Source organism: Enterobacter hormaechei ATCC 49162, from assembly GCF_001875655.1.
In the GTDB taxonomy this organism is placed as follows: Bacteria; Pseudomonadota; Gammaproteobacteria; order Enterobacterales; family Enterobacteriaceae; genus Enterobacter; species Enterobacter hormaechei.
In genome coordinates this window covers 2,692,303-2,719,007 of the sequence record NZ_MKEQ01000001.1, presented here as the reverse complement: position 1 = coordinate 2,719,007, position 26,705 = coordinate 2,692,303, and the positions used below count along the sequence as shown (strand labels likewise).

Annotated in this window: 24 protein-coding genes; 16 read left to right on the top strand and 8 right to left on the bottom strand. The window is 56.5% G+C overall.

Annotation, left to right across the window (positions count from 1 at the left end):
* Nucleotides 1-123 precede the first annotated feature (123 nt).
* Entirely contained in the window at nucleotides 124-1,074 is a 951-nt protein-coding gene (corA, locus tag BH712_RS13555; RefSeq protein ID WP_003860807.1) for a magnesium/cobalt transporter CorA, read from the top strand.
* A gap of 42 nt (nucleotides 1,075-1,116) precedes the next feature.
* Here corA and rarD read toward each other — a convergent pair whose 3' ends face one another.
* Together rarD and yigI are read right to left on the bottom strand one after the other, a co-directional pair.
* Nucleotides 1,117-2,013 carry an EamA family transporter RarD gene (rarD, locus tag BH712_RS13550; protein ID WP_006812367.1) on the bottom strand — a complete coding sequence of 299 codons (897 nt, stop codon included), beginning with the start codon at nucleotides 2,011-2,013 and terminating at the stop codon, nucleotides 1,117-1,119.
* Nucleotides 2,014-2,064: 51 nt separating this feature from the next.
* Complete coding sequence (gene yigI, locus BH712_RS13545; RefSeq protein WP_006812366.1) at nucleotides 2,065-2,532, bottom strand: acyl-CoA thioesterase YigI; 468 nt, start codon at nucleotides 2,530-2,532, stop codon at nucleotides 2,065-2,067.
* Nucleotides 2,533-2,692: 160 nt separating this feature from the next.
* On the opposite strand from yigI, the gene pldA reads away from it, so the two are divergent.
* From pldA to rhtC, 3 genes are all read left to right on the top strand, one after another.
* Nucleotides 2,693-3,562: a phospholipase A gene (gene pldA, locus BH712_RS13540; protein ID WP_006812365.1), complete on the top strand. Its 870-nt coding sequence runs from the start codon at nucleotides 2,693-2,695 to the stop codon at nucleotides 3,560-3,562.
* A gap of 90 nt (nucleotides 3,563-3,652) precedes the next feature.
* Nucleotides 3,653-5,482, top strand: coding sequence for an ATP-dependent DNA helicase RecQ (recQ, locus tag BH712_RS13535; RefSeq protein ID WP_032674163.1), 1,830 nt, complete (start codon nucleotides 3,653-3,655; stop codon nucleotides 5,480-5,482).
* A 61-nt stretch (nucleotides 5,483-5,543) separates the two neighbouring features.
* Nucleotides 5,544-6,164, top strand: coding sequence for a threonine export protein RhtC (gene rhtC, locus BH712_RS13530; RefSeq protein WP_006179256.1), 621 nt, complete (start codon nucleotides 5,544-5,546; stop codon nucleotides 6,162-6,164).
* Here the strand turns inward: rhtC and rhtB are convergent.
* On the bottom strand, nucleotides 6,161-6,781 hold the full coding sequence (gene rhtB, locus BH712_RS13525) for a homoserine/homoserine lactone efflux protein (protein WP_006812363.1): 621 nt from the start codon (nucleotides 6,779-6,781) through the stop codon (nucleotides 6,161-6,163). The two genes, rhtC and rhtB, sit on opposite strands and share 4 nt — an antisense overlap.
* 110 nt (nucleotides 6,782-6,891) lie before the next feature.
* Between rhtB and pldB the strand changes: the two genes are divergently transcribed.
* From pldB to BH712_RS13510, 3 genes are all read left to right on the top strand, one after another.
* Entirely contained in the window at nucleotides 6,892-7,884 is a 993-nt protein-coding gene (gene pldB, locus BH712_RS13520; RefSeq protein ID WP_006812362.1) for a lysophospholipase L2, read from the top strand.
* A gap of 31 nt (nucleotides 7,885-7,915) precedes the next feature.
* A complete protein-coding gene (yigL, locus tag BH712_RS13515; protein ID WP_006812361.1) occupies nucleotides 7,916-8,716 on the top strand; it encodes a sugar/pyridoxal phosphate phosphatase YigL in 801 nt (266 codons plus the stop codon).
* Between the two features lie 82 nt (nucleotides 8,717-8,798).
* On the top strand, nucleotides 8,799-9,698 hold the full coding sequence (locus tag BH712_RS13510) for a carboxylate/amino acid/amine transporter (protein ID WP_006812360.1): 900 nt from the start codon (nucleotides 8,799-8,801) through the stop codon (nucleotides 9,696-9,698).
* Here BH712_RS13510 and metR read toward each other — a convergent pair.
* Nucleotides 9,586-10,539, bottom strand: a complete 954-nt coding sequence (metR, locus tag BH712_RS13505) for an HTH-type transcriptional regulator MetR (RefSeq protein ID WP_006812359.1) — start codon at nucleotides 10,537-10,539, stop codon at nucleotides 9,586-9,588. The two genes, BH712_RS13510 and metR, sit on opposite strands and share 113 nt — an antisense overlap.
* 236 nt (nucleotides 10,540-10,775) lie before the next feature.
* Between metR and metE the strand changes: the two genes are divergently transcribed.
* Nucleotides 10,776-13,037 (top strand): 5-methyltetrahydropteroyltriglutamate--homocysteine S-methyltransferase, encoded by a 2,262-nt coding sequence (metE, locus tag BH712_RS13500; RefSeq protein WP_032674162.1) that lies wholly within the window; start codon nucleotides 10,776-10,778, stop codon nucleotides 13,035-13,037.
* A 32-nt stretch (nucleotides 13,038-13,069) separates the two neighbouring features.
* Here metE and BH712_RS13495 read toward each other — a convergent pair whose 3' ends face one another.
* Genes BH712_RS13495 through BH712_RS13485 form a run of 3 tightly spaced genes read right to left on the bottom strand, consistent with a single transcriptional unit; the run spans nucleotide 13,070 to nucleotide 16,607 of the window.
* The gene (locus BH712_RS13495; RefSeq protein WP_006812357.1) at nucleotides 13,070-14,152 is read right to left on the bottom strand and encodes an ABC transporter ATP-binding protein; all 1,083 of its coding nucleotides are present in this window, start codon (nucleotides 14,150-14,152) and stop codon (nucleotides 13,070-13,072) included.
* Nucleotides 14,149-15,537, bottom strand: a complete 1,389-nt coding sequence (locus BH712_RS13490; RefSeq protein WP_006812356.1) for a phosphohexomutase domain-containing protein — start codon at nucleotides 15,535-15,537, stop codon at nucleotides 14,149-14,151. The genes BH712_RS13495 and BH712_RS13490 overlap by 4 nt, the downstream gene beginning before the upstream one ends.
* A 29-nt stretch (nucleotides 15,538-15,566) precedes the next feature.
* Nucleotides 15,567-16,607 (bottom strand): LacI family DNA-binding transcriptional regulator, encoded by a 1,041-nt coding sequence (locus BH712_RS13485; RefSeq protein ID WP_006812355.1) that lies wholly within the window; start codon nucleotides 16,605-16,607, stop codon nucleotides 15,567-15,569.
* Between the two features lie 186 nt (nucleotides 16,608-16,793).
* Between BH712_RS13485 and BH712_RS13480 the strand changes: the two genes are divergently transcribed.
* From BH712_RS13480 to BH712_RS13460, 5 genes are read left to right on the top strand one after another with little or no spacing between them, the layout of a single operon-like run.
* A complete protein-coding gene (locus tag BH712_RS13480) occupies nucleotides 16,794-18,083 on the top strand; it encodes an ABC transporter substrate-binding protein (protein ID WP_006812354.1) in 1,290 nt (429 codons plus the stop codon).
* An 8-nt stretch (nucleotides 18,084-18,091) separates the two neighbouring features.
* A complete protein-coding gene (locus BH712_RS13475; protein ID WP_006812353.1) occupies nucleotides 18,092-18,958 on the top strand; it encodes a carbohydrate ABC transporter permease in 867 nt (288 codons plus the stop codon).
* Nucleotides 18,959-19,786, top strand: coding sequence for a carbohydrate ABC transporter permease (locus tag BH712_RS13470; protein WP_006812352.1), 828 nt, complete (start codon nucleotides 18,959-18,961; stop codon nucleotides 19,784-19,786).
* A gap of 10 nt (nucleotides 19,787-19,796) precedes the next feature.
* The gene (locus BH712_RS13465) at nucleotides 19,797-21,380 is read left to right on the top strand and encodes an alpha-glucosidase (protein ID WP_006812351.1); all 1,584 of its coding nucleotides are present in this window, start codon (nucleotides 19,797-19,799) and stop codon (nucleotides 21,378-21,380) included.
* Nucleotides 21,364-22,422 (top strand): glycoside hydrolase family 130 protein, encoded by a 1,059-nt coding sequence (locus BH712_RS13460; RefSeq protein WP_006812350.1) that lies wholly within the window; start codon nucleotides 21,364-21,366, stop codon nucleotides 22,420-22,422. The genes BH712_RS13465 and BH712_RS13460 overlap by 17 nt, the downstream gene beginning before the upstream one ends.
* Nucleotides 22,423-22,463: 41 nt before the next feature.
* Here BH712_RS13460 and BH712_RS13455 read toward each other — a convergent pair whose 3' ends face one another.
* Nucleotides 22,464-23,267 carry a dienelactone hydrolase family protein gene (locus BH712_RS13455; protein WP_006812349.1) on the bottom strand — a complete coding sequence of 268 codons (804 nt, stop codon included), beginning with the start codon at nucleotides 23,265-23,267 and terminating at the stop codon, nucleotides 22,464-22,466.
* 255 nt (nucleotides 23,268-23,522) lie between these two features.
* On the opposite strand from BH712_RS13455, the gene udp reads away from it, so the two are divergent.
* The 3 genes from udp (at nucleotide 23,523) to ubiE (ending at nucleotide 26,703) form a co-directional block, all read left to right on the top strand.
* Nucleotides 23,523-24,284: a uridine phosphorylase gene (gene udp / locus BH712_RS13450; protein WP_003860792.1), complete on the top strand. Its 762-nt coding sequence runs from the start codon at nucleotides 23,523-23,525 to the stop codon at nucleotides 24,282-24,284.
* 139 nt (nucleotides 24,285-24,423) lie between these two features.
* Entirely contained in the window at nucleotides 24,424-25,881 is a 1,458-nt protein-coding gene (rmuC, locus tag BH712_RS13445) for a DNA recombination protein RmuC (protein ID WP_032674161.1), read from the top strand.
* A 66-nt stretch (nucleotides 25,882-25,947) separates the two neighbouring features.
* Nucleotides 25,948-26,703 (top strand): bifunctional demethylmenaquinone methyltransferase/2-methoxy-6-polyprenyl-1,4-benzoquinol methylase UbiE, encoded by a 756-nt coding sequence (gene ubiE / locus BH712_RS13440; RefSeq protein ID WP_003860790.1) that lies wholly within the window; start codon nucleotides 25,948-25,950, stop codon nucleotides 26,701-26,703.
* The last annotated feature ends 2 nt before the right edge of the window (nucleotides 26,704-26,705 follow it).

Below are 26,705 nucleotides of genomic sequence, written 5' to 3'. Positions count from 1 at the left end.
GTGGTTGTCAGCGACTGCATCATTCCCGTCGCGCTGAGTCAGGCTGTTTAATGGTCTGAAACCCAATTTGTTTCTGTGTGCCCACCGAACTGTCCGATATTTTTTGCATTGGGAGTCCCGGTCATGTTGAGCGCATTTCAACTCGAAAATAACCGACTGACTCGGCTTGAAGCCGAAGAGTCACAGCCCCTCATTGATGCCGTATGGGTGGATCTGGTCGAGCCGGACGACGATGAGCGCCTTCGCGTACAATCTGAACTGGGGCAAAGTCTGGCGACACGCCCGGAGCTGGAAGACATCGAAGCATCCGCCCGTTTTTTTGAAGACGAAGACGGCCTGCACATTCACTCCTTCTTCTTCTTTGAAGATGCGGAAGACCACGCGGGGAACTCCACCGTGGCGTTCACCATCCGCGATGGCCGCCTCTTCACCCTGCGCGAGCGCGAACTGCCTGCGTTTCGTCTCTATCGCATGCGCGCCCGCAGCCAGGCGATGATGGACGGCAACGCCTATGAGCTGCTGCTGGATCTGTTCGAAACCAAAATCGAACAGCTGGCGGATGAAATCGAAAACATCTACAGCGACCTGGAAAAGCTGAGCCGCGTGATCATGGAAGGCCATCAGGGCGATGAGTACGACGAAGCATTGTCCACGCTGGCGGAGCTGGAAGATATCGGCTGGAAGGTGCGTTTGTGTCTGATGGATACCCAGCGCGCGCTGAACTTCCTGGTGCGCAAGGCGCGTCTGCCGGGCGGTCAGCTGGAGCAGGCGCGTGAGATCTTACGCGATATCGAATCCCTGCTGCCGCACAATGAATCCCTGTTCCAGAAGGTGAACTTCCTGATGCAGGCGGCGATGGGCTTTATCAACATCGAGCAGAACCGCATCATCAAGATCTTCTCGGTGGTGTCCGTGGTGTTCCTGCCGCCGACGCTGGTGGCGTCCAGCTACGGGATGAACTTTGAGTTTATGCCGGAGCTGAAGTGGAGCTTTGGTTACCCGGGGGCGATTATCTTTATGATCCTCGCCGGGCTGGCGCCGTATCTGTACTTTAAGCGGAAGAACTGGCTTTAAAATCTGGCGGGTGGCGCTGCGCTTACCCGCCCTACAAAACACCTACATTCCTCTGCGGGTTCTGCGCTGGGTATAAATCGCATCGGCGACGAAAATCGCCAGCGCCACCCAGATAAAGGCGAAGGTCACCATCTTATCCGCACCCGGCACTTCGCCGTAAAACACAACCGCCAGCAAGAACATCAGCGTCGGGCCTATGTACTGGAAGAAGCCCAGCGTGGAGAGGCGCAGACGCGTTGCCGCACCGGTGAAGCACAGCAGCGGAATGGTGGTCACTACGCCCGCCGCCATCAGCATCAGGTTCAGCGACCAGGGGTTGCTGCCCATGTGGCTGGTGGCGCTGTCGGCAATACCGAACAGGTAAATCGCGGCAACCGGCAGCAGCCACAGGGTTTCAAACAGCATTCCCGTCTGCGCTTCCACGGCGATTTTCTTACGCACCAGGCCGTAAAACGCAAAGCTGAACGCCAGGCCGAGGGCGATAACCGGCAGTGAGCCGAAGGTCCACAGTTGTACCAGCACGCCGCAGAAGGCCAGAATCACCGCCACCCACTGCATCCGGCGGAAGCGCTCGCCGAGGAAAATCATCCCCAGCAAAATATTCACCAGCGGGTTAATAAAGTAGCCCAGGCTGGCTTCGAGCATGTGATGGTTATTCACCGCCCAGATAAACAGCAGCCAGTTTCCGCCAATCAGCACCGCAGAGAGCGCGAGCAGGAAGACCTTTTTCGGGGTTTTCAGCAGCGTTTTGACGCCGGACCACTGACGGCTGATGCTCATCAGCGCAATCATGAAGAAAAACGACCAGATAACGCGGTGAGTGAGGATCTCGTCCGCCGGTACATAGGCGATAAGCTTGAAGTACGCTGGCGCGATACCCCAAATAAAATAAGCGGCAAGGGCGAGTAAAACGCCCTGCCGCGTCTGTTTAGCATCCATCGGGAAAATCCGTTACAAAGAAGTGAAGTAATTTTACCCGAAATTGCCGCCTCAACCCACCATATAAGTGGCGGTTGCGCTGGCGATATAAACCTGCTCCTCGTTATGCAGCTCAACGCGGGCGACGGCAACTTTATTCCCGGCACGCAGCAGGCTGCTGGTGCAGGTAAAGCGGTTTCCGCGTCCCGGACGCAGGTAGTCGACGCGTAAATCGATGGTACCCATGCGCGACAGGCGCTGGCGGAGTTCGTCTTCGTTGATGGTGTCGTGGCGCGTCAGCGTGCTGCCCACGCACACCAGACCGGCCGCCACGTCCAGCGCAGAGGCAATCACCCCGCCGTGCAAAATGCTTTGCGCCCAGTTACCGACCATCATTGGCTGATTGTTGAAACTCAACTGAGCAAAATCTTTTTCGTATCGCTCCAGCTCAAGACCCAGTGCACGGTTGAACGGCATGTGGTACACAAAAATCTCGCCCACGAGCTTTAAGGTTTCTTCGGCGGTGAGTGTGGCTGACATCTGACGTGGCATCCTTGTTGTTAATAAAATGTTGATTTTATGCTTCAGGGTAAAGGAATGCCACTTTAAGAAACGAGGAAGCGGAAGTTATCGCAGAAGTCTGTAGAATGCCCGGACAAAACTATTCATTAAATGTCACCATTTCAGGAGAACACCACCGATGCGGACGTATCTGGGTTGGTTACTGGCGGCGGTTGCGCTGCCCCTCACAGCATATGCGCAGGAAGCGACGATCAAAGAGGTGCATGATAAACCTGCCGTTAAGGGCAGCATCATCGCCAATATGCTTCAGGAGCATGACAATCCGTTCACGCTGTACCCGTATGACACAAACTACGTGATTTACACCCAGACCAGCGATCTCAACAAAGAGGCGATAAGCTCCTATAACTGGTCTGATAATGCGCGTAAGGATGAGGTGAAGTTCCAGCTCAGCCTCGCCTTCCCGTTCTGGCGCGGTATCCTGGGGCCGAACTCGGTGCTTGGTGCGTCTTACACGCAGAAGTCATGGTGGCAACTCTCCAACAGCGGGGAATCTTCACCGTTCCGCGAAACCAACTATGAACCGCAGCTGTTCCTCGGTTTCGCCACCGATTATGAGTTTGCAGGCTGGACGCTGCGCGACGTCGAAGTGGGCTATAACCACGATTCCAACGGTCGTTCCGACCCAACCTCACGCAGCTTGAACCGCGTTTATACGCGTCTGATGGCGCAGAACGGCAATTTCATGGTGGAAGTGAAGCCGTGGTACGTGGTGGGCAGCACCGATGATAACCCGGATATCACCAAATACATGGGTTACTATCAGCTTAAAGTGGGTTATCAGCTGGGTGACGCGGTGCTGAGCGCCAAAGGCCAGTACAACTGGAATACCGGCTACGGCGGCGCAGAGCTGGGCCTGAGCTACCCGGTGACGAAACACGTGCGTCTCTATACGCAGGTGTACAGCGGTTACGGCGAGTCGCTTATCGACTACAACTTCAACCAGACCCGCGTCGGTGTGGGCGTCATGCTGAACGATATTTTCTAAGCTGCTCGAATGTTTTTGCGTTAAACGTTGAAGTTTCTCTCTCAGGCGCTGAAAATAGCGCCTGTTTCATTTCTGGCATATGGGGTTAATGTGGCGCAGGCGGAAGTATTGAATCAGGAGTCGCTGGCTAAACAGGTTTTGCATGAAACCTTTGGCTACCAGCAGTTCCGCCCCGGCCAGGAAACCATCATTGAAACCGTGCTGGAAGGCCGCGATTGCCTGGTGGTCATGCCGACCGGCGGCGGTAAATCCCTCTGTTATCAGGTTCCCGCGCTGGTGCTTAACGGCCTGACGGTCGTGGTATCGCCCCTTATTTCCCTGATGAAAGACCAGGTCGATCAGCTGCTCGCCAACGGCGTGGCGGCGGCGTGCCTGAACTCGACGCAAACTCGCGAGCAGCAGCAGGAGGTGATGGCCGGGTGCCGCACCGGACAAATCCGCCTGCTGTATATCGCGCCAGAACGCCTGATGCTGGATAACTTCCTCGATCACCTGGCGCACTGGAACCCGGTCCTGCTGGCGGTGGATGAAGCGCACTGTATCTCCCAGTGGGGGCACGATTTCCGCCCGGAATACGCCGCCCTCGGCCAGCTTCGTCAGCGCTTCCCCGAACTGCCGTTTATGGCGCTTACCGCCACGGCGGACGACACCACGCGTCTGGACATCGTTCGCCTGCTGGGGCTGAACGACCCGTACATTCAGGTCAGCAGCTTCGACCGCCCGAACATCCGCTATATGCTGATGGAGAAGTTCAAGCCGCTGGATCAGCTCTTACGCTACGTGCAGGAGCAGCGCGGCAAGTCCGGCATCATCTACTGCAACAGCCGCGCGAAAGTGGAAGATACCGCCGCGCGTCTGCAAAACCGTGGCTTTAGCGCCGCGGCGTATCACGCCGGGCTGGAGAACCACATCCGCGCTGACGTGCAGGAGAAATTCCAGCGCGACGACCTGCAAATCGTGGTCGCAACGGTGGCGTTCGGGATGGGGATCAACAAGCCCAACGTGCGCTTTGTGGTGCATTTCGACATTCCGCGCAATATCGAATCCTACTATCAGGAAACCGGCCGCGCCGGGCGTGACGGCCTGCCTGCGGAAGCGATGCTATTTTACGATCCGGCGGATATGGCGTGGCTGCGCCGCTGCCTGGAAGAGAAACCGCAGGGGCAGTTGCAGGACATTGAGCGCCACAAGCTCAACGCGATGGGCGCCTTCGCTGAAGCGCAAACCTGCCGCCGCCTGGTGCTGCTCAACTACTTTGGTGAAGGGCGTCAGGCACCGTGCGGCAACTGCGATATCTGCCTTGACCCGCCGAAGCAGTACGACGGCCTGATGGACGCGCGTAAAGCGCTCTCAACAATCTATCGCGTCAATCAGCGCTTTGGGATGGGCTATGTCGTCGAAGTGCTGCGCGGGGCTAACAACCAGCGTATACGCGACATGGGCCACGACAAGCTGCCGGTTTATGGCATCGGGAAAGACCAGAGCCACGAGCACTGGGTGAGTATCATCCGCCAGCTGATCCATCTCGGCTTTGCCACGCAGAACATTGCCCAGCATTCTGCGCTTCAGCTGACCGAAGCGGCGCGACCGGTCCTGCGTGGCGAGGTTGAACTGAAGCTCGCCGTTCCGCGCGTCGTCGCCCTGAAGCCGCGCGTGATGCAGAAATCCTACGGCGGTAACTACGATCGCAAGCTGTTCGCCAAGCTGCGTAAGCTGCGTAAAGCCATTGCGGATGAAGAGAACATCCCGCCATACGTGGTGTTCAACGACGCGACGCTTATCGAGATGGCCGAGCAAATGCCGCTCAGCGCCAGCGAGATGCTCAGCGTCAACGGCGTTGGCACGCGTAAGCTGGAGCGCTTCGGGAAAGAGTTTATGGCGCTCATCCGCTCTCACGCCGACGGTGATGACGAGGAGTAGTCAGCCGGGCGAAAAAGTGCCAGGATGGTGACTCACTGTATTATTTCCCCGCGAGCTAATTATGTTAATGCTATTTCTCACCGTGGCGTTAGTGCACATCGTGGCGCTGATGAGCCCTGGCCCTGACTTTTTCTTCGTGTCACAAACGGCCGTCAGCCGCTCCCGCAAAGAGGCAATGATGGGTGTGCTCGGTATTACCATGGGCGTCATGGTCTGGGCGGCGGTTGCGCTGCTCGGTCTGAACCTGATCCTGGCGAAAATGGCGTGGCTGCATAACATCATCATGGTCGGCGGCGGTCTGTACCTGTGCTGGATGGGCTACCAGATGCTGCGCGGGGCGCTGAAGAAAGAAGAGAAAAAGCCGGAAGAGCCAAAGGTTGAGCTGGCAACGGGCGGCCGTAGCTTTGTGAAAGGGCTGCTGACCAACCTGGCGAACCCGAAAGCGATTATCTACTTCGGCTCTGTGTTCTCGCTGTTTGTAGGGGATAACGTCGGCGCGGGCGCGCGCTGGGGGATCTTCCTGCTGATCGTTGTTGAGACGTTCGCCTGGTTTACCGTTGTGGCAAGCCTGTTTGCCTTACCGGCGATGCGTCGCGGCTACCAGCGCATCGCGAAGTGGATCGACGGCTTTGCCGGCGCGCTGTTCGCCGGCTTCGGCATTCATCTCATCATTTCTCGCTAAGCATGACGCGCTGACGCAAGCAGCGCGCCAACCAGCATAAACAGCGAACCAAAGACTTTGTTCAGGGCCTTCATCTGTTTAGGCCCTTTGATCCACGCCGCAATTCGCTGCGCCAGCGTCGCGTAACCAATCATCACAATGATATCGACAATAATGGTGGTCGCGCCCAGCACCACGTACTGCATCACCTGTGGCTGATGCGGCACGATAAACTGCGGGAACAGGGCGGCGAGGAACACGATGCTTTTCGGGTTGGTCAGGTTAACGAACACCGCGCGTTTAAACAGGTGGCCGCGTGTTTGCGTCCGGGAGAGCGTATGCAGATCAATCGAGCCTGCGGCGCGCCACTGCTGAATACCCAGCCAGATAAGATACGCTGCGCCAGCCCATTTCAGCACCTCAAAGGCCAGCACCGAACGGGAGAACAGCGTCCCCAGACCAATCCCCACCAGCACAATGTGAATGCCAAGCCCGGTCTGCAATCCGGCGATCGACGCCGCCGCACCGCGATAGCCGTGGTTGATGGAGGTGGTCATGGTGTTAATGGCACCCGAGCCAGGCGAAAGGCTGAGGATAATGGATGTCAGCAGGTAAGCGAACCACCACTCGAAGGTCATTTGAAACTCCCGGATCGTCTGTTTTTATGCCACAATACGCTATTGTTGAGTCATTTTGTGACCGGTGACGAAAAAAACGATATTCCCTGAATTACGGGGGTGGAAACCCAATGTTTCAGCAGAAAAAGGACTGGGAAACACGAGAAAACGCATTTGCTGCTTTCTCCATGGGGCCGCTGACCGACTTCTGGCGCCAGCGTGAGGAAGATGAGTTTATGGGCGTCGGGGATATCCCGGTGCGCTTCGTTCGTTTCCGTGATGAAAAAAATGACCGGGTGATTGTGGTCTGCCCCGGGCGCATCGAAAGCTACATCAAATATGCTGAACTGGCGTATGACCTGTTCCATCTGGGCTTTGATGTGTTAATTATCGACCATCGCGGGCAGGGGCTTTCTGGCCGGATGTTGCCGGATACCCATCGCGGTCACGTGGATAACTTCAGCGATTACGTCGACGATCTGGCCGCGTTCTGGCAGCAGGAAGTGCAGCCCGGCCCGTGGCGCAAGCGTTATATTCTTGCCCACTCCATGGGCGGCGCCATCTCGACGCTGTTTTTGCAGCGCCATCAGCACCAGTGCGATGCCATTGCGTTGACCGCGCCGATGTACGGTATTGTGATACGTTTTCCTGACTGGATGGTGCGCCATCTTCTCGACTGGGCTGAGGGCCATCAGCGCATTCGTGAAGGCTATGCCATCGGAACAGGACGCTGGCGGGCGTTGCCGTTTGCCATCAACGTCTTAACCCACAGTCGGCAGCGTTATCGCCGCAACCTGCGTTTTTATGCTGATGAACCGCGTCTGCGCGTTGGCGGCCCCACCTGGCACTGGGTGCGGGAAGGTATTCATGCCGGTGAGCAGGTGCTGGCGGGCGTAGGCGATGATGACACGCCGACGCTTCTGATTCAGGCGGAAGAAGAGCGTGTGGTGGATAACCGCATGCATGACCGCTATTGTGAACTGCGCGCCGCGGCGGGCCATCCCTGTGAAGGGGGTAAACCGCTGGTCATCAACGGCGCGTACCATGAGATCCTTTTTGAAAAGGACGCTATGCGCTCAGTCGCGCTCAACGCCATTGTTGAATTTTTCAACAGGCATAACTGATTATTGTTTTCCACCAGAGGTTGAAATCCCTATGTACCAGGTTGTTGCATCTGATTTAGATGGCACGCTGCTTTCCCCCGACCACACCCTGTCGCCTTACGCGAAAGAGACCTTAAAACTCCTGACTGCCCGTGGCGTGAACTTTGTCTTCGCTACCGGCCGCCACCACGTGGACGTGGGGCAGATCCGCGATAATCTGGAGATCAAGTCGTACATGATCACCTCCAACGGCGCGCGCGTACATGACACGGATGGCAACCTGATCTTTACCCACAATCTCGATCGCGACATCGCCACCGATTTGTTCGGCATTGTGCATAGCAACCCGGATATCGTCACTAACGTTTACCGCGACGATGAGTGGTTTATGAACCGTCATCGCCCGGACGAAATGCGTTTCTTCAAGGAAGCCGTATTCCAGTACTCACTGTACGAGCCGGGTTTGCTGGATCCTGAAGGGATCAGCAAGGTCTTCTTTACCTGTGAAAGCCATGAAGCGCTGCTGCCGCTGGAGCAGGCGATCAACGCCCGCTGGGGCGATCGCGTGAACGTAAGCTTCTCCACGCTGACCTGTCTGGAAGTGATGGCGGGCGGCGTCTCCAAGGGCCATGCGCTGGAAGCGGTAGCAAAACGGCTGGGCTTCGATCTGAAAGACTGCATCGCCTTTGGTGACGGCATGAATGATGCCGAGATGCTCTCGATGGCGGGCAAAGGCTGCATCATGCAGAACGCACACCAGCGTCTGAAAGATCTGCACCCGGAGCTGGAAGTGATCGGCACCAACGGCGATAACGCCGTGCCTAAGTATCTGCGCAAACTGTTCCTTGAATAATCTTCATTCGGTTGTTTATTGTTCAGATGTCAACTAAAGAGTTCGCTACAATGCCTCTCCTTCTTTCTCAGAGACAAGCATTGTGGCGCTACTCATTATCACCACTATCCTGTGGGCCTTCTCCTTTAGTCTGATTGGCGAATACCTTGCCGGATCGGTCGACAGCTACTTTTCCGTGCTGATGCGCGTAGGGCTGGCGGCGCTGGTGTTCCTGCCGTTTCTGCGCACGCGGGGACAATCGCTGAAAACGATCCTGCTCTATATGCTGGTGGGCGCGATGCAGCTCGGCATCATGTATCTGTTCAGCTTCCGGGCCTACGTCTATCTGTCCGTCTCCGAATTCCTGCTCTTTACCGTGCTGACGCCGCTCTACATCACGCTGATTTACGACCTGCTCAGCAAGCGCCGTCTGCGCTGGGGATACCTGCTGAGCGCCGCGCTGGCGGTGATTGGCGCGGCGATTATTCGCTATGACAAAGTCAGCGATCACTTCTGGACCGGGCTGATGTTCGTCCAGCTCGCCAATATCAGCTTCGCCATCGGGATGGTGGGCTACAAACGCCTGATGGAAACCCGCCCGATGCCGCAGCATAACGCATTTGCGTGGTTCTATATGGGCGCGGCGATTGTCGCGGTAGCGGCGTGGTTTATGCTCGGCAATCCGCAAAAGCTGCCGACCACTACCGTGCAATGGAGCGTTCTGGTCTGGCTGGGCGTGGTGGCGTCGGGGCTGGGTTACTTTATGTGGAACTACGGCGCTACGCAGGTAGACGCCGGGACGCTGGGGATCATGAACAACGTCCATGTGCCAGCGGGGCTACTGGTAAACCTCGCCATCTGGCAGGAGCAGCCGCACTGGCCGAGTTTCCTTATTGGGGGATCGGTGATCCTGGCTTCACTGTGGGTACATCGCCGCTGGGTCGCTCCGCGCTCCGCACAAACGGAAGATGGTCGCACGCGTGGTTCCGCGCTGAGCGAATAAACGCTTCCGTAATCGGCTGACGCTGCTCGCCGTCGCGCACGGCGGCGTACAGACGGCTCCACAGTCCTTCACCCAGGGTTTTGGTGACCACCAGACCCTGGCGTTCAACCGTCTCGACCACCCAGTGCGGCAGCGCCGCGATCCCCATTCTGGCCGCCACCATCTGAATTAACAGCAGCGTGTTATCCACGCTTTTCAGCTGTGGGCTGATGCCCGCGGGTTGCAGAAAGTGACGCCAGATATCCAGACGACTGCGCTGCACCGGGTAAATCAGCAGCGTCTCCGTTGCCAGATCTTCCGGCGTGATGCGCGTCTTGGCGGCCAGCGGATGATCCGGGGCCAGCACCAGACGCACCTCGAAATCAAACATCGGCGAATAGTGCAGACCGCTGCGCGGCAGAATGTCTGATGTCATCACCAGATCCAGCTCACCCTGCTGAAGCGACGGCTGCGGATCAAACGTGACGCCGGATTTGAAGTCCATCTCCACCTGCGGCCACTTCTGGCGGAAGTTCTCAAGCGCGGGGGTCAGCCACTGAATACAGCTGTGACACTCAATGGCGATGCGCAGGGTGGTCTGCTGCGGCTCGTTGCAGGACTGCAACGCGCTGGCAATCTGCGGCAGCACCTGATTCGCCAGCTGAAGCAAAATTTCGCCCTGCGGCGTAAAGCGCAAAGGCTGGCTCTTACGCACAAACAGACGAAAGCCGAGGCGTTGTTCCAGATCGCTGAACTGGTGAGAAAGGGCAGACTGGGTCTGGTGCAGCGTGGCCGCCGCCGCCGCAAGAGAACCGCAGTTCCGCAACGCTTGTAGCGTTTTCAGGTGTTTTATCTCGATCATGAAAGTCCTTCACTCCGCCATGAACATTTTGCGCTTGAGGAATATACAGTACCCGCCAATTATAGAAGTGTAAACATCTGGACGGCTAAAATCCTTCGTCTTTTAAATTTATGGTGCGTTGGCTGCGTTTACTCACCCCGGTCACTTACTCATGTAAGCTCCCGGGGATGAGCAAACTTGCCGCCTTCCCTGAATTCAAAATCCAAAGGATTTACAACACATTAGAGGAAGAAAAAATGACAATCCGCACTCACACTCTCGGTTTCCCTCGCGTTGGTCTGCGTCGTGAGCTGAAAAAAGCGCAAGAAAGCTATTGGGCGGGCAACGCCACCCGCGAAGAACTGCTGGCGGTAGGGCGCGAGCTGCGTGCCCGCCACTGGGATCAGCAAAAACAGGCGGGCGTAGACCTGCTGCCGGTGGGCGATTTCGCCTGGTACGACCATGTTCTGACCACCAGCCTGCTGCTGGGCAACGTGCCGGCTCGTCATCAGAACAGCGATGGATCGGTGGATATCGATACCCTGTTCCGCATTGGCCGTGGCCGCGCGCCAACGGGTGAGCCAGCGGCAGCGGCGGAAATGACCAAGTGGTTTAACACCAACTATCACTATATGGTGCCGGAGTTCGTTAAGGGTCAGCAGTTTAAGCTGAACTGGACCCAGCTTCTGGACGAAGTAGACGAAGCGCTGGCGCTGGGCCACCAGGTGAAGCCCGTTTTGCTGGGGCCGGTCACCTACCTGTGGCTGGGTAAAGTGAAGGGCGAACAGTTTGACCGCCTCAGCCTGCTGAACGATATTCTTCCGGTCTACAGACAGGTGCTGATTGAGCTGGGCAAGCGCGGCATTCAGTGGGTGCAAATCGATGAACCGGCGCTGGTGCTGGAGCTGCCGCAGGCGTGGCTGGATGCCTTTAAACCGGCGTATGACGCACTCACGGGCCAGGTGAAGCTGCTGCTGACCACCTATTTCGAGGGCGTAACGCCGAACCTCGACACCATTACCGCGCTGCCGGTTCAGGGCCTGCACGTTGACCTCGTTCACGGCAAAGACGACGTGACAGAACTGCACAAGCGGCTGCCTGCGGAGTGGCTGCTTTCTGCCGGTCTGGTGAACGGTCGTAACGTCTGGCGTGCCGATCTGACCGAGAAATATGCACAAATTAAGGACATCGTCGGCAAACGTGAATTGTGGGTGGCATCATCCTGCTCGCTGCTGCACAGTCCGATCGATCTGAGCGTGGAAACCCGCCTCGACCCTGAGGTGAAAAGCTGGTTTGCCTTCGCCCTGCAAAAGTGTGAGGAGCTGGCCCTGCTACGCGACGCGCTGAACAGCGGCGACACGGCAGCGATTAGCGACTGGAGCGCCCCGATCCAGGCACGTCGTCACTCAACGCGCGTACATAACCCGGCAGTCGAAAAACGTCTGGCGGCCATCACCGCCCGGGACAGCCAGCGCCACAGCCCGTATGAGGTGCGCGCCGAAGCGCAGCGCGCCCGTTTCAACCTGCCCGCATGGCCTACCACGACCATCGGCTCCTTCCCGCAGACGACCGAGATCCGCGGCCTGCGTCTGGACTTCAAAAAGGGCAACCTGGATGCGAATCACTACCGCACCGGCATTGCGGAACACATCAGGCAGGCGATCGTCGAGCAGGAACGTCTGGGTCTGGACGTGCTGGTGCATGGCGAGGCCGAGCGTAACGACATGGTGGAATACTTCGGTGAACACCTGGACGGCTTCGTCTTTACCCAGAACGGCTGGGTGCAAAGCTACGGCTCCCGCTGCGTGAAGCCGCCGGTAGTGATCGGCGACGTCAGCCGCCCGGAACCGATTACGGTGGAGTGGGCGAAGTATGCCCAGTCTCTGACCGACAAACCGGTAAAAGGCATGCTGACGGGTCCGGTGACCATTCTCTGCTGGTCGTTCCCGCGTGAAGACGTATCCCGCGAAACCATCGCCAGACAGATCGCCCTGGCGCTGCGTGATGAAGTGGCGGATCTGGAAGCGGCAGGGATCGGCATTATTCAGATCGACGAACCGGCGCTGCGTGAAGGCTTGCCGCTGCGTCGTAGCGACTGGGATGCGTATTTACAGTGGGGCGTGGAGGCGTTCCGCCTCAACGCGGCCGTGGCGAAGGACGACACCCAGATCCACACCCACATGTGTTACTGCGAATTTAACGACATCATGGATTCCATTGCCGCGCTGGACGCCGATGTGATCACCATCGAGACCTCGCGTTCAGACATGGAGCTACTGGAGTCGTTCGAAGAGTTCGACTACCCGAACGAAATCGGGCCGGGCGTATACGACATTCACTCCCCGAACGTGCCGAGCGTGGAATGGATTGAAGCGCTGCTGAAAAAAGCCGCCCAGCGCATCCCGGCGGAACGCCTGTGGGTGAACCCGGACTGCGGACTCAAAACCCGCGGCTGGCCGGAGACGCGTGCAGCGCTGGCGAATATGGTGCAGGCGGCGCAGAACTTGCGTCAGGCGTAAGTTTGCGCGTTCCTTGCCGCCTGACATCGCGCTCAGGCGGCATTTTCGGACAATGCAATCCGCTGACCTGCCGCGTCAAAGAGATGCAGATGAGCCTCCTGCACGGTCAGCGTAATGCGCTGTTGCGGGGGCAGACTCAGCTGCTGGAAGGATTTCAGACACACGGCGTGCCCTGCTACGTCCAGCCACACCAGCGTGGAATCCCCTTGCAGTTCGCATAACCGCGTTTTTCCGGTCAGGCTAAAATCCCCCGGCTGCTGATAACGCAGGTGTTCAGGGCGGATCGCGACAAACACCGGCGCTCCCTCCTGAATGCCTGCGGGCTGCCGCGAAAGCGGAAAAACGGTATCAGAGTCGATATGCAATGCGCCCTGCTGCCAGACGGCGGGAAGCATATTAATTTTTGGCGTACCGATAAATTCAGCCACAAAGCGGTTCGCCGGGGCGTTGTACAACTCAAGCGGCGTACCCGTCTGCTCAATATTGCCTTTACACATCACCACGATACGGTCGGCCAGCGTCATCGCTTCGACCTGATCGTGCGTGACGTAAATCATGGTGTTTTTCAGGGTAGTGTGGAGCTGCTGGATCTCCTGGCGCATTTCAACCCGCAGAGCGGCGTCCAGATTGGAGAGCGGTTCGTCAAAGAGGAATAGCGCGGGCTGCTGGACGATAGAACGACCTATCGCCACGCGCTGGCGCTGGCCGCCGGATAGCTGTTGCGGAAGCCGGTCGAGCAGTTCGTCCAGCCTGAGCATGGCGGCGGCATGAGAGATGCGCTGCGCAATGCAGGCCTCCGGGGTACGGATATTACGCAAGCCAAAAGCGAGGTTTTCCCGCACGGTCATATGCGGATAGAGGGCGTAGGACTGGAAAACCATCGACAGGCTTCGCTTGCCCGCCGCCAGATGGGTGACATCCTCATCGCCCATCATCAGCATGCCGCTGTCGGGCGTCTCTAAACCCGCAATCATGCGCAGCAGCGTCGATTTCCCACACCCGGAGGGGCCAACGAGAACGATAAATTCTCCCGAGGCTATCTCCAGTGACAGATCCGCCACGATGACGTTTTTATCGTACTTTTTATGAATATGCCGTAATGACAGAGAGGTCATAACGTCTCCTTAGCCGCTTGCAGGGCAGAAATCAGCATCAAAACTTCATGGGTTTTATGGACAAGCAGGGCGGCATCTCCCCGCGTTTCAACGTTCAGGCGAACCAGTGGCTCGGTATTGGAGGCGCGCAGGTTAAAACGCCAGTCTGCGAAGGCCAGGCTCAGGCCGTCACAGTCGTCGCGCCCGTCTGCGGCGGGGGCATAGTGCGCGGCGACGTCATGGAGGAGGGCAGCCGGGTCGTTGACCGTCAGGTTGATCTCGCCAGACACCGGATAGCGGGCCTGCGCGTGGCGCACCCAATGAGAGAGCGGCTGCGCGGCCGCGCCCAGGATCTGGAGCATCAGGATCAGCGGGATCATACCGCTATCGCAGTAGTTAAAATCGCGAAAATAGTGATGGCCACTCATCTCGCCACCGTAAATGGCGTCTTCCTTGCGCATCCGGGCTTTGATGAAGGCATGCCCGGTTTTACTGACGATTGCGTTACCGCCGCAGTGTGCGACCACGTCGAGCGTGTTCCAGATTAAGCGGGGGTCCAGAATGACGCGGCTGCCGGGATAGCGCCGCAGAAAATGTTCAGCAAACAGCCCCACCAGGTAATAGTTTTCAACGTAATTTCCGCGCTCGTCGAAGAAAAAGCAGCGATCGAAATCACCGTCCCAGGCGATGCCAGCATCCGCGTGATGTTCGATGACGGCCAGCCGGGTACTTTGTCGGTTTTCCGGCAGCATGGGGTTAGGTACGCCAGCGGGAAAGCGGCCATCTGGCTGGTGATGTATACGGATAAACTCGACCGGCACGCCCGCACGCTTCAGGCCCTCATCAAGGGCATCCAGCGCCGGACCGGCGGTGCCGTGCCCGGCGTTGACCACCAGGCGTAACGTGCGTTTCGGGGGCGTAGTGAGAAATCGCAGCAGACAGTTCACCCAGGCCGGGCGATTGTCATAGGGAAAAATCCCCCCACGGCGCACGCATGGCGGAAAGCGGTTTTGCTCCGCCAGTGCTTTGATCTCCAGCAGACCGTTGTCATTACTGATTGGGCGCGCCTCCAGACCGACCAGCTTAAAGCCGTTGTAATGCGCGGGATTGTGGCTGGCCGTCACCTGGATCCCTCCGTCTGCCCTCAATTCCCGGGTGGCGAAATAGACCTCTTCCGTACCGGTCATGCCCAGGTCGATGACATCAACGCCGCCTGCGGTAAGCCCGTCGATCAGGGCCGTTTTTAGCGCCTCCGAACTGAGACGGACATCAGCCCCTACCACCACGCGCCGGGGATGCAGCCAGACGGCATACGCCCGCCCGATGCGACGCGCAATGTCGGGCGTGAGATTGACGCCAACGTCGCCACGAATGTCATAAGTCTTAAAACACGTTAGTTCATCCATAGTTCACTCTTATCTTAAGCAGGGTTATCTCATGCCGTATCACGCTCAATAAGCTGGTGTTCCAGCACAACGTGGGTGACAGGGCCAGTGTTCAGAAGCAGATCAACCGCAATTTCACCTTTACGTTCGGCGTTCTGCGCCACGGTGGTAAGCCCCGGCCCGTTGAGCCGCCGGGCGGTATTGTCGAACCCGGTAATGGCGACCCGGCCAGGTATAGCGAGACGCTGCCGCTGGCAATAATTCACCGCACCGATGGCAAAACGATCGGATAAGCAGATCAGCGCCGTGATATCCGGGTGTGCCGTCAGCAATGCTTCTGCTGCCTGTTCACCGTGTGGCTCATCGTGATGGGTTTCGCACAGCCAGCAGTTGCTGAGCGCGATACCGTGCTGTAGAAACGCATCGCGGCAGGCATTCACGCGGGTCAGCATGAGATGGTTATCGCCCGTTATGGGGTGCGTCAGTGGGCGTATCCCGCGCGCATTCGGGTGAGAAGGGAAGGCAATAATGCCGAAATGGCGATGACCTTTTTGAATCAGGAGGGTGGCGATATCATGCATGGCGCGCATGTTATCCACCGACACGCTGCTGAACTGCGGAAGCTGAAAATCGAGCGTCACTACCGGCAGATTGCGGGCCAATGTCTGCTGAATAATGGCGGCGCTGTTATGCGTGGCGTTGAGAATATACCCGTCCACCAGAGTGGTGAGCGATGACGGCCCCTTTTGAAGCGGGATGAGAACCAGATTGATATTACGATCTTCGCAGCGGGTCGCGACGCCGCGCATCAGGCTGACGTCATGCGGATCGATAAAGACATAACTCATGGCATCGTTAAAGATAACGCCGATCGCACCGGATTTTCCGGTGCGTAATGCCCGGGCGAGTTTATCCGGCCCCTGAAATCCCACCTGACGGGCGTGCCCGAGTATCCTTTCACGTAATTCGACAGAGAGCTTTTCGGGATTATTCCACGCATTTGACACCGTGGTATGTGAAATACCCATCTCCGCTGCCAGCGATTTAATCGTCACCTTTTTATTCTTTATTTTGCTAAATGATTTGGGCATTTAATATTCACGCAACTTATTTATGGAATGTGATTAAATAAATAATAGCGGCTGAGTTTATCGTTAAATATAAATAGTTTTGTGATTTGTTTAACGTTAAACATAAAAAAGGGGTGTTAGCTTACGCACCATTCACAGAGGGCAGCAGTTAGCGATTAACACTTATCGACATCAGGGAGATATAACGTGAGAGTTGCAGAAGCAGCGAAATTAATAGCATCGGTAATACTCCTCTTTTTTCTTACCGGCTGCGGGCCTGATGATAAAAAAGAGGCGCAATCCGGGGCGCGCGAAACAATCAAAATGTGGGTTACGCCCACCGTCAACGAAGAAGCATTCTGGAGTAAAATTGTTGCCGAATGGAATAAAGATCCCGCCCATATGCCCGTCGAATTTACCGCTATTCCTGCCGCAAACAGTTCAGAAGAAGCAATAATGAACGCGCTGGCGTCAGGTACTGAGCCGGATATTTCTACCAATATATTTATTGGCTTTGCCAGCCAGCTGGTGGATGTCGGGCAGATAGAAGATTTATCCAAAATGCCGGGTTTTCAGGAAACGATTCAGAAACGGCAAATGACTTCTCTGCTGCCCGCATGGGAATTAAACGGTAAACAAACGGTACTGCCGGTATATATCAACCCGATTGTCTGGTGGTGGCGCGGTGATTTATTGAAGCGTTACGGCTTTGATCGGGTACCGGTTCGCTACGATGAGCTTTATGCGCTGGCGAAGCGTCGTGCGGCAGATAATCACGGCTACGTGATACAGCTTACGGCCGGTAAAAACTGGTGGGAGCGCTGGTTCGACTTCATTCCGCTGTTTTACGCCCAGAGCCAGGGCAAGCCGTATCTCATCGACAAAAAACCTGCGCTGACTACGCCTGCTGGCGAGGCTGTACTGACCTTCATGGCTAACGTGTTTAATAATAAGTGGAGCAGCTACGACTTCACCTCCGCCGAGGATCCGCTCGCCACGGGGCAGGTTATCGCCTCTGCGCGCGGGCCGTGGGATTTAGCCCGCTATCGCAAGCAGTATCCGGATATTTTAAAAACGATTCAGATCGGCCCGATGCTGACCGAGAAGGGCATTGAACACCCGTATACGTTCGGCGACAGTAAAGGTCTGGTGATCTTCAGTTCCAGCAAGCGGAAGGCGCAGGCCTGGCAATTTATGAAGTGGGTCTTTAGCAACCCGGAGCATGACCGTCTGTGGCTTGAGTTGACGGGGATGCCGCCCGCGCGCGCGGATCTCATGAGTAATCCGATCTTTGTCAGTTACTTCAAACAAAATCCGCTTGAGAAACAGATTGCCTCCTGGGTGGACGTCGCCCTTCCGCCTGCGGCAACAAACCAGACGACAGAAGTCCAGCGCAGCATGACGCAGATGCTTGAGCGCGTGATATTCAAAACCAGTACACCTGCCGACGCGCTGAAACAATCTCAGCAGGAAATCAACGCGCTCGCGGGCCAGTAGGGGGCATAATGGCTGGATATGAATCCCGAACCGGAGGCCTGCTGGCCTCCACCTGGATTGGCTATTCGCTGCTGTTCTGGTTTTACCCGCTTGCCTGGCTAATGGTACTGAGCGTGACCCGCTGGCAGTTTATTGGCATGCCGCAATTTACAGGGTTGCAGAATATTATTGGCGTACTGCACGATGCGCTATTCTGGACATCCATGTGGAACATCTGCCGCTTTTTAATGTGGTATATCCCGATCGTATTTATTACCGCCCTGCTTTTTGCCGCCGGGTTACGCAGAATTAACTTTGGCAGAGGGTTTATCGCCTTAAGTTTTTTGCTGGCCAATATCTCGTCTGGGGTGGCGTACTCTATTGTCTTTTCGCGCCTGTTTAATGAGTATGGCCCGATCAACCGCTTATTATCTGCATGGTTTGGTATTTCCGTGCCGTGGTTTACCAACCCTGACTGCGCGATGCTCTCTATTGCGCTTATTGTGACCTGGAAATTTGTCGGCTATTACGGGTTAATTCTCTATTCCGGTATGCAGGCTATCCCGGCAGATATTTACAGTGCGGCCATTCTCGATAAAACCGGACGTTTTCAGAAAGGGTGGGCAATAACGCTGCCGATGATGAATCCGCAAATTGTGATGGTTATGGTGCTGGCTATTACGGTGGCGTTCAGTATTTTTACAGAACCGTATTTAATTACCGGCGGCGGGCCACTGAACAGTACCACCAGCCCCATGGTGGTGATGTACGAAGCCGCGTTTCAAAATATGAAACCCACCTGGGCGGCTGCCATGTCGATTATTGTCGCTGCCTGTAGTTTTTTGATGATTTGGCTATTTCGTCGGTTATTCGAAAAGCACATTGAGATTGTATGAATGAAAAAACTCACGCCCCTGAGCCTGCTAATTCATGCGCTGATGTTTATTCTGGCGTTAAGCTGGCTCTATCCGTTCGTCTGGATGGTGGTGTCATCCCTGAAGCCCACGGCGCAGATTTACACCACGGATCTCTTTTCGGGCACGCTGACGCTCGAAAATTACACCTTCCTTTTCGATAACAGCAACCGGGCAGATAAACCCTTTCTGCGCACGCTGTTTAACTCGCTTTTCGTCTCCGCCACCGTGACCGCGAGCGTGACTGTCACCTCCATGCTGGTGGGCTATGCGCTGGCAAAAACGGAATTCAGAGGCAAAAACGCTTTCCGTAATCTGTTGATTGTGCAGATGGTTTTCCCGGTGTTTATGTTCATCATTCCGCAGTTTGTGCTGATGCGTGAGCTAGGGCTGATCAACCGCTACAGTGCCATGATCCTGCCTTATGCGATGAGCGCCTGGGGGATCTTTATGGTATCCCAGAGCTTCAAGGGCACGCCCAACGATTACCTGTATGCCGCGCGTCTGGATCATGCCAGCCTGTGGGCCATTCTGCGTCACGTCATGATGCCGCTGAACAAGTCCATTCTGGCGATCGTGGCGTTATTTACCTTCTCAAGCTCGTGGGACAACTTCCTCTGGCCGCTGATTGTCATGCGCGATGCCGACAAGATGCCGTTTTCGGTGCTGCTGGCTACCTTCAGCAAATCCTACGGCGTTTATCTGGGGCCTGTGATGGCGGGGGCCGTGGTACAAATGCTACCGGTCATCGTGCTGTTTATCCTGTTCCGGAAATATTTCCTTCAGGGCATGTCGTTATCACTGAAATAAGGAACGTACGGTGAAGAAGCAACCCTGGTGGCAGGCCTGCACCTGCTACCAAATTTATCTGCCCTCGTTTTGCGATGGCAATGGCGATGGGCTGGGTGATTTCCCCGGCCTGCTTTCAAAAGTGGATTACCTGGGCGCGTTAGGTATCGGTGCCATCTGGATCACCCCGTTTTATCCCTCTCCTCTGGTGGATAACGGGTATGACATCAGCGATTACTGCGCCGTCGATCCACGGTTCGGCACGCTGGACGATTTTCGCGACGTCGTTCATCGCTGCCATGAAAAGGGGATCCGCGTCATTATCGACCTTGTGCTTAATCATGTCTCTTCGCAGCATCCGTGGTTTCAGGATGCCTGGAATAATCCCGCAAGCCGCTATCGGGACTATTTCATCTTCAGCGCCCACCCTAACAACTGGGAGTCCTTTTTTTCCGGCAGCGCCTGGAGCCAGGAGCCGGACACCGGCATGTTCTACTACCATAAATTCGCGCCAGAGCAGGTGGATCTAAACTGGGCGAACCCCGCGGTAGAGCAGGAAATGTTTCAGGTGATTGATTTCTGGCAGGGGCTGGGCGTCGATGGCTTCCGCTTCGACGTGATTAACTTCCTCAGCACTCGCGGCATCGGGCCTGATAACCCGGCGAAAGCTGGCGTGCAACAGCATGAACATGACGTGAATCAGCCGGGACTTATCGGCACGCTGCAACGCCTGTGCCAGCATGCCAGGCAGCAACGTGATGTTTTCCTGATTGGCGAAATTGGCAGCGAGGAGAGGGAGATCCTGGCGCGTTACCAGGCTCCGTCGCTGATGGACGTGGTCTTTAACTTCAATATTGGCAGTCAGAAAACCTTCGATGCGGCACGCCTGTGCGACGAGATTAACGCCACGCTGGCGATGCAGTCTGGTCTGCCGACGCTGTTCTTTTCCAGCCACGATATGCCGCGCATGATTAGCCGCTTCGGCGAAGGCCCGCACGACACCGCCCGGGCGTTGGCTGTCCTGGCGCTACAGCTGACCGTGCGCGGCGTGCCGTTTATTTTTCAGGGCGAGGAGTTGGGGATGCCTGACTACGTGCCGCAGACGGTCGAACAGATTTTTGATATTCAGGGGAAAACCTACTACGACACGGCCATGCGGCAGGGTTGCAGTGCCGCCGACGCGCTGGCGCAGGCCATTGAGCATTCCCGGGATGGGTCCCGCGGCCCGTTCCTCTGGCGCGACGCCCCGTTTGCGGGTTTTTCCACCCGCACGCCGTGGATGCCCGTCAGCCAGGACTATCCCTTCCTCAATGCCGAACATCAGTTATCGACGCCCGGATCGTTATGGCGTGAGTACCAGACCTTCATTGCGCTTCGTGCCGCCATCGGGGCGCTACAGCATGGAGAGTGCAGCCCACTGACACGCCATAAGGAGTGCGTCTGGTTTACCCGAACCACGCCGCAGGAGCAGGTCTGGGTGGCCGTGAATTTTGGCCAGCCGGTACAAAACCCCTTGTGGGCCATTGAAGCGGATGTCCTGTACGGGCAAAACGCGCCGCAGCTGGACAAAAATCAAATTCTGATAAAAAGGAGTGTATATGAAGAGACACGGTAATAATCCGCTGATCACCCCAGGCGACGTGGTGCCTTCTCTGCCAGGACGGAAAGTGGAGTGCGTCTTTAACGCCGGGGTAACGGAATATCACGGGGAGATTATCCTGCTGCTTCGGGTTGCCGAGAGCGTGATAAATGATGACCCACAGAAGATCGTCGTTCCGCTTCTGGTGCAGCAGCCTGGCGGCTGGCAGCCAGCGACAAAAACGTTTGACCGCAACGACCCTCGCTATGATTTTAGCGACCCGCGTACCATCGTGCTGAAAAGCGACCCGGCTCAGGTCTGGCTGACGTCAATGTCCCACCTGCGCCTGGCACGAAGCCGGGACGGGGTGAATTTTACCATCGATGAACAGCCTTTCATAACTGCCGACAGCCGCTATGAGGAGTTTGGCTGTGAAGATGCGCGCATTACCCTGATTGACGATGTCTGGTACATCAATTACTCCGCCGTGTCATCGTTGGGTATCTCCACCGCTCTGGCGACCACCGTAGATTTTGTCTCCGTCGAGAAGAAAGGGCTGATTTTCTGCCCTGATAACCGCGACGTCTGTTTCTTCCCGGAGAAGGTTGGCGGAGCCTACCGGGCGCTTACCCGGCCTGCGCCCTGCCATTTCGGCCACCCGGAAATATGGATCTGCGAGTCACCCGATATGCTGCACTGGGGAAACCATCGGCATCTGTTGGGACGCTCGGGAGACGAATGGGATGCGCTTAAATCTGGCGGCGGTGCGCCGCTGATCAAGACCGCGCGCGGCTGGCTGGAAATTTATCACGGCGTGGACGCCAGCCAGCGTTACTGCCTGGGCGCTCTGCTTCTGGATCCTGAAGACCCGCTCACCCTCATCGCCAAATCGTCTGTGCCGCTGCTGGAGCCGAGTGCGCCCTATGAGCGTGAAGGCTTTTTCGGTAACGTCGTCTTTACCTGCGGGGCGCTGGTCCGTAATGACACGCTGCATATCTGGTATGGCGCGGCGGACGAGTGTATCGCACTGGCCACGCTGCCGATGGACGATCTGTGGAAACATCTCGGCCTGAATTAAGGCCAGACGCAGCCCCGACGCTTGCCGGGGCTGCAAAGCAATTATTTCTTCCCGCCGTACTGGCTAAACCACGCCAGCATCCTCTGCCAGCCATCTTTCGCCGACTCCGCGTGATAGCTCGGACGATAATCGGCGTTAAACGCGTGCCCGGCATCCGGGTACACCACGATCTCCGCCGTCGCGTTTGCCGCGCGTAGCGCGTGGCGCATGGTCTCGACGGTATCAAGCGGAATGCCGGTATCCTGGCCGCCATAAAGCCCTAACACCGGGGCATTTAAATCCGTTGCGATATCAACCGGATGTTTCGGCGAGTTCAGGGTCTTTTCGCCCACCAGTTTGCCGTACCAGGCCACGGCCGCTTTCAGCTGCGGATTGTGCGCGGCATAAAGCCAGCTGATGCGTCCGCCCCAGCAGAAGCCGGTCACCATTAAGCGATGCGGGTCACCGCCGTTGCGCGCCGCCCAGCTGGCAACGTGGTCGAGATCGGCCAGCACCTGCGCATCCGGGACTTTGCTCACCAGGTTACTGAACAGCGTTGGGATATCGCTGTAGTCATTGGGATCCCCCTGACGAAAATAGAGTTCTGGCGCAACGGCCAGATACCCTTCCAGCGCCAGACGGCGGCAGATATCGCGAATATGTTCGTGAACGCCGAAAATCTCCTGAACCACAATCACGATGGGCAGCGGGCCGTCTGCCGACTTTGGCCGCGCGTGATAAGCAGGCATATTTTCCCCCTGTGAGGGAATGGAGGTCTCGCCTGCGGTAATGGCCTCTTCTGAGGTTGAGACGATGGTTGAAGCATGCGGAGCCGCAGCAGGTGCAAATCCGGTTTTTTCAGTCATGGCATTCTCCGTACCAATGAGTTAGCGCAAAGGTAAATATAGACACCAGGTTAACAACCCACAGTGCCTTAAACGGTCTATCTTTTGTGCAGCACCTGTCGATATAACTTGTTAATGTGATGTGAATCACTTTTTGATGGAAATTTAATGCAATCATTTTCATTCATGGTGAGGTGTGTCACGAAATTATGCTTACCGCTTCTGTAAAGTACCGTTTTACTTCTTCTGACAAACCGACCCACAGAGGAGTCACCTATGTCTAAGTCTGATGTTTTTCATCTCGGCCTCACTAAAAACGATTTACAAGGGGCTACGCTCGCTATCGTCCCTGGCGATCCGGAGCGTGTGGAAAAGATCGCCGCGCTGATGGATAAGCCGGTCAAGCTGGCTGCCCATCGTGAATTCACCACCTGGCGCGCAGAGCTGGATGGCAAAGCGGTGATTGTGTGCTCTACCGGTATTGGTGGTCCGTCTACCTCTATTGCAGTTGAAGAGCTGGCGCAGCTGGGCATTCGTACTTTCCTGCGTATCGGCACCACCGGCGCCATTCAGCCGCACATCAACGTCGGCGATGTGCTGGTTACGACCGCATCCGTGCGTCTGGACGGGGCAAGCCTGCACTTTGCGCCGATGGAATTCCCGGCAGTGGCTGATTTCGAATGCACCACCGCGCTGGTTGAAGCCGCGAAATCCGTGGGCGCAACCACTCACGTGGGCGTAACCGCCTCTTCTGATACCTTCTACCCGGGCCAGGAGCGTTACGACACCTTCTCTGGTCGCGTGGTGAGCCGCTTCAAAGGCTCTATGGAAGAGTGGCAGTCCATGGGCGTGATGAACTACGAGATGGAATCTGCAACGCTGCTGACCATGTGCGCAAGCCAGGGTCTGCGTGCCGGTATGGTGGCGGGCGTTATCGTCAACCGTACCCAGCAGGAGATCCCGAACGCCGAAACCATGAAGCAGACCGAAAGCCATGCGGTGAAAATCGTGGTGGAAGCGGCTCGTCGTCTGATCTAGTCCTCCTCTCTGAGATAAAAGGCCGACACGTTCGGCCTTTATTTTTTGCGTAGCGCCTCGCAGGAAAACCCTTTCAAACTGGACGTTTATACAGCACAATTCTATTTTGTGCGGGTCAGACGTGGATGCAGGGGGCATTGTGGATATCTCAGTCCTGATTTATATGGTAATTGCGCTGGTGAGCGTGGGAATGGGCTGGCTCATTGCCAGTTACCAGCACGCCCAGCAGAAAGCCGAACAGCTGGCAGAGCGCGAAGAGATCGTCGCCGAACTCAGCGCGACGAAACAGCAGCTTGCACTGAGCGACCACTGGCGCGACGAGTGCGAACTGCTTAATAACGAGCTACGCAACCTGCGTGATATCAATACCTCGCTGGAGGCCGATCTCCGCGAAGTGACTACCCGCCTTGAATCCACCCAACTGCATGCGGAAGACAAAATCCGCCAGATGATCAACAGCGAGCAGCGCCTTAGCGAGCAATTTGAGAACCTCGCCAACCGCATTTTTGAGCACAGCAACCGCCGCGTTGACGAACAGAATCGCCAGAGTCTGAACAGCCTGCTCACACCGCTGCGCGAACAGCTGGACGGCTTTCGCCGTCAGGTGCAGGACAGCTTTGGTCAGGAAGCCCGGGAACGCCACACGCTGGCGCATGAAATTCGTAACCTCCAGCAGCTGAATGCCCAGATGGCGCAGGAGGCGGTTAACCTGACGCGCGCGCTCAAAGGTGATAACAAAGCGCAGGGAAACTGGGGCGAAGTGGTCATGACGCGCGTGCTGGAGGCCTCTGGCCTGCGCGAAGGATACGAGTACGAAACGCAGGTCAGCATTGAGAACGATGCCCGCTCGCGGATGCAGCCGGATGTCATTGTTCGTCTGCCGCAGGGCAAAGATGTGGTCATCGACGCCAAAATGACGCTGGTGGCCTATGAGCGCTACTTCAACGCGGAGGATGACTACACCCGCGAATCCGCGTTGCAGGAGCACATCGCCTCCGTGCGTAACCATATCCGTCTGCTGGGCAGGAAAGATTATCAGCAACTGCCGGGGCTGCGATCGCTGGATTATGTGCTGATGTTCATTCCGGTCGAGCCAGCCTTCCTGCTGGCGCTCGACAGACAGCCTGAACTGATCACCGAAGCGCTGAAAAATAACATTATGCTGGTCAGCCCCACCACGCTGCTGGTGGCGTTACGTACCATTGCCAACCTGTGGCGCTATGAGCACCAAAGCCGTAACGCGCAGCAGATTGCCGATCGCGCCAGCAAGCTGTACGACAAAATGCGGCTGTTTGTGGACGATATGTCCTCGGTGGGGCAAAGCCTGGATCGCGCGCAGGATAACTACCGCCAGGCGATGAAAAAACTCTCCTCCGGGCGCGGCAATTTGCTGGCGCAGGCGGAGGCGTTTCGCAGCCTTGGGGTGGAAGTGAAACGCGAGATTAATCCGGAACTGGTGGAGCAGGCTACCGCTCAGGATGAAGAGTTTCGTCTTCGCGAAGGCGACGCTGAACAAAAGACCCGCAATGAAGACAACGATTTAGCGGCGAGTTTATCCCCTGAATCCCAGCCAGCGCGTTTCTTTCACGGTAGTTGAAACGTAGGGCAAATGCGCCCAATCTGTTACACTTCACGAACATTTGACTGATTAGCAGGCTCTGAGATGGTTGACGATTCACAAGACACAACGCACTTTGGCTTTCAGACTGTCGCCAAAGCGCAGAAAGCTGACATGGTGGCCCACGTATTTCATTCCGTGGCGGCGAAGTACGATGTGATGAATGATTTGATGTCATTCGGCATTCATCGCTTGTGGAAGCGCTTCACCATTGATTGCAGCGGCGTGCGCCGTGGACAAACGGTGCTGGATTTAGCCGGGGGAACAGGCGATCTGACCGCAAAATTCTCCCGTCTGGTTGGCGAAACCGGTCGTGTGGTGCTGGCGGATATCAACGACTCCATGCTGAAAATGGGGCGCGAAAAGCTGCGTAACATCGGCGTGGTAGGCAATGTTGAATATGTTCAGGCGAACGCCGAAGCGCTGCCGTTCCCGGACAATACGTTCGACTGCATCACCATCTCTTTCGGTCTGCGTAACGTGACCGATAAAGATAAAGCGCTGCGCTCAATGTACCGTGTGCTGAAGCCGGGTGGCCGACTGCTGGTGCTCGAGTTTTCTAAACCGATTATCGACCCGCTGAGCAAAGCTTACGATGCCTATTCCTTCCACGTCCTGCCGCGCATTGGCGAGCTGGTGGCGAACGATGCAGAAAGTTACCGTTATCTGGCCGAATCCATCCGAATGCACCCGGATCAGGACACGCTGAAAGCAATGATGCAGGATGCGGAGTTTGAGAACGTGGAATACTTCAATATGACGGCGGGTGTCGTCGCGCTGCATCGTGGTTACAAGTTCTGAGT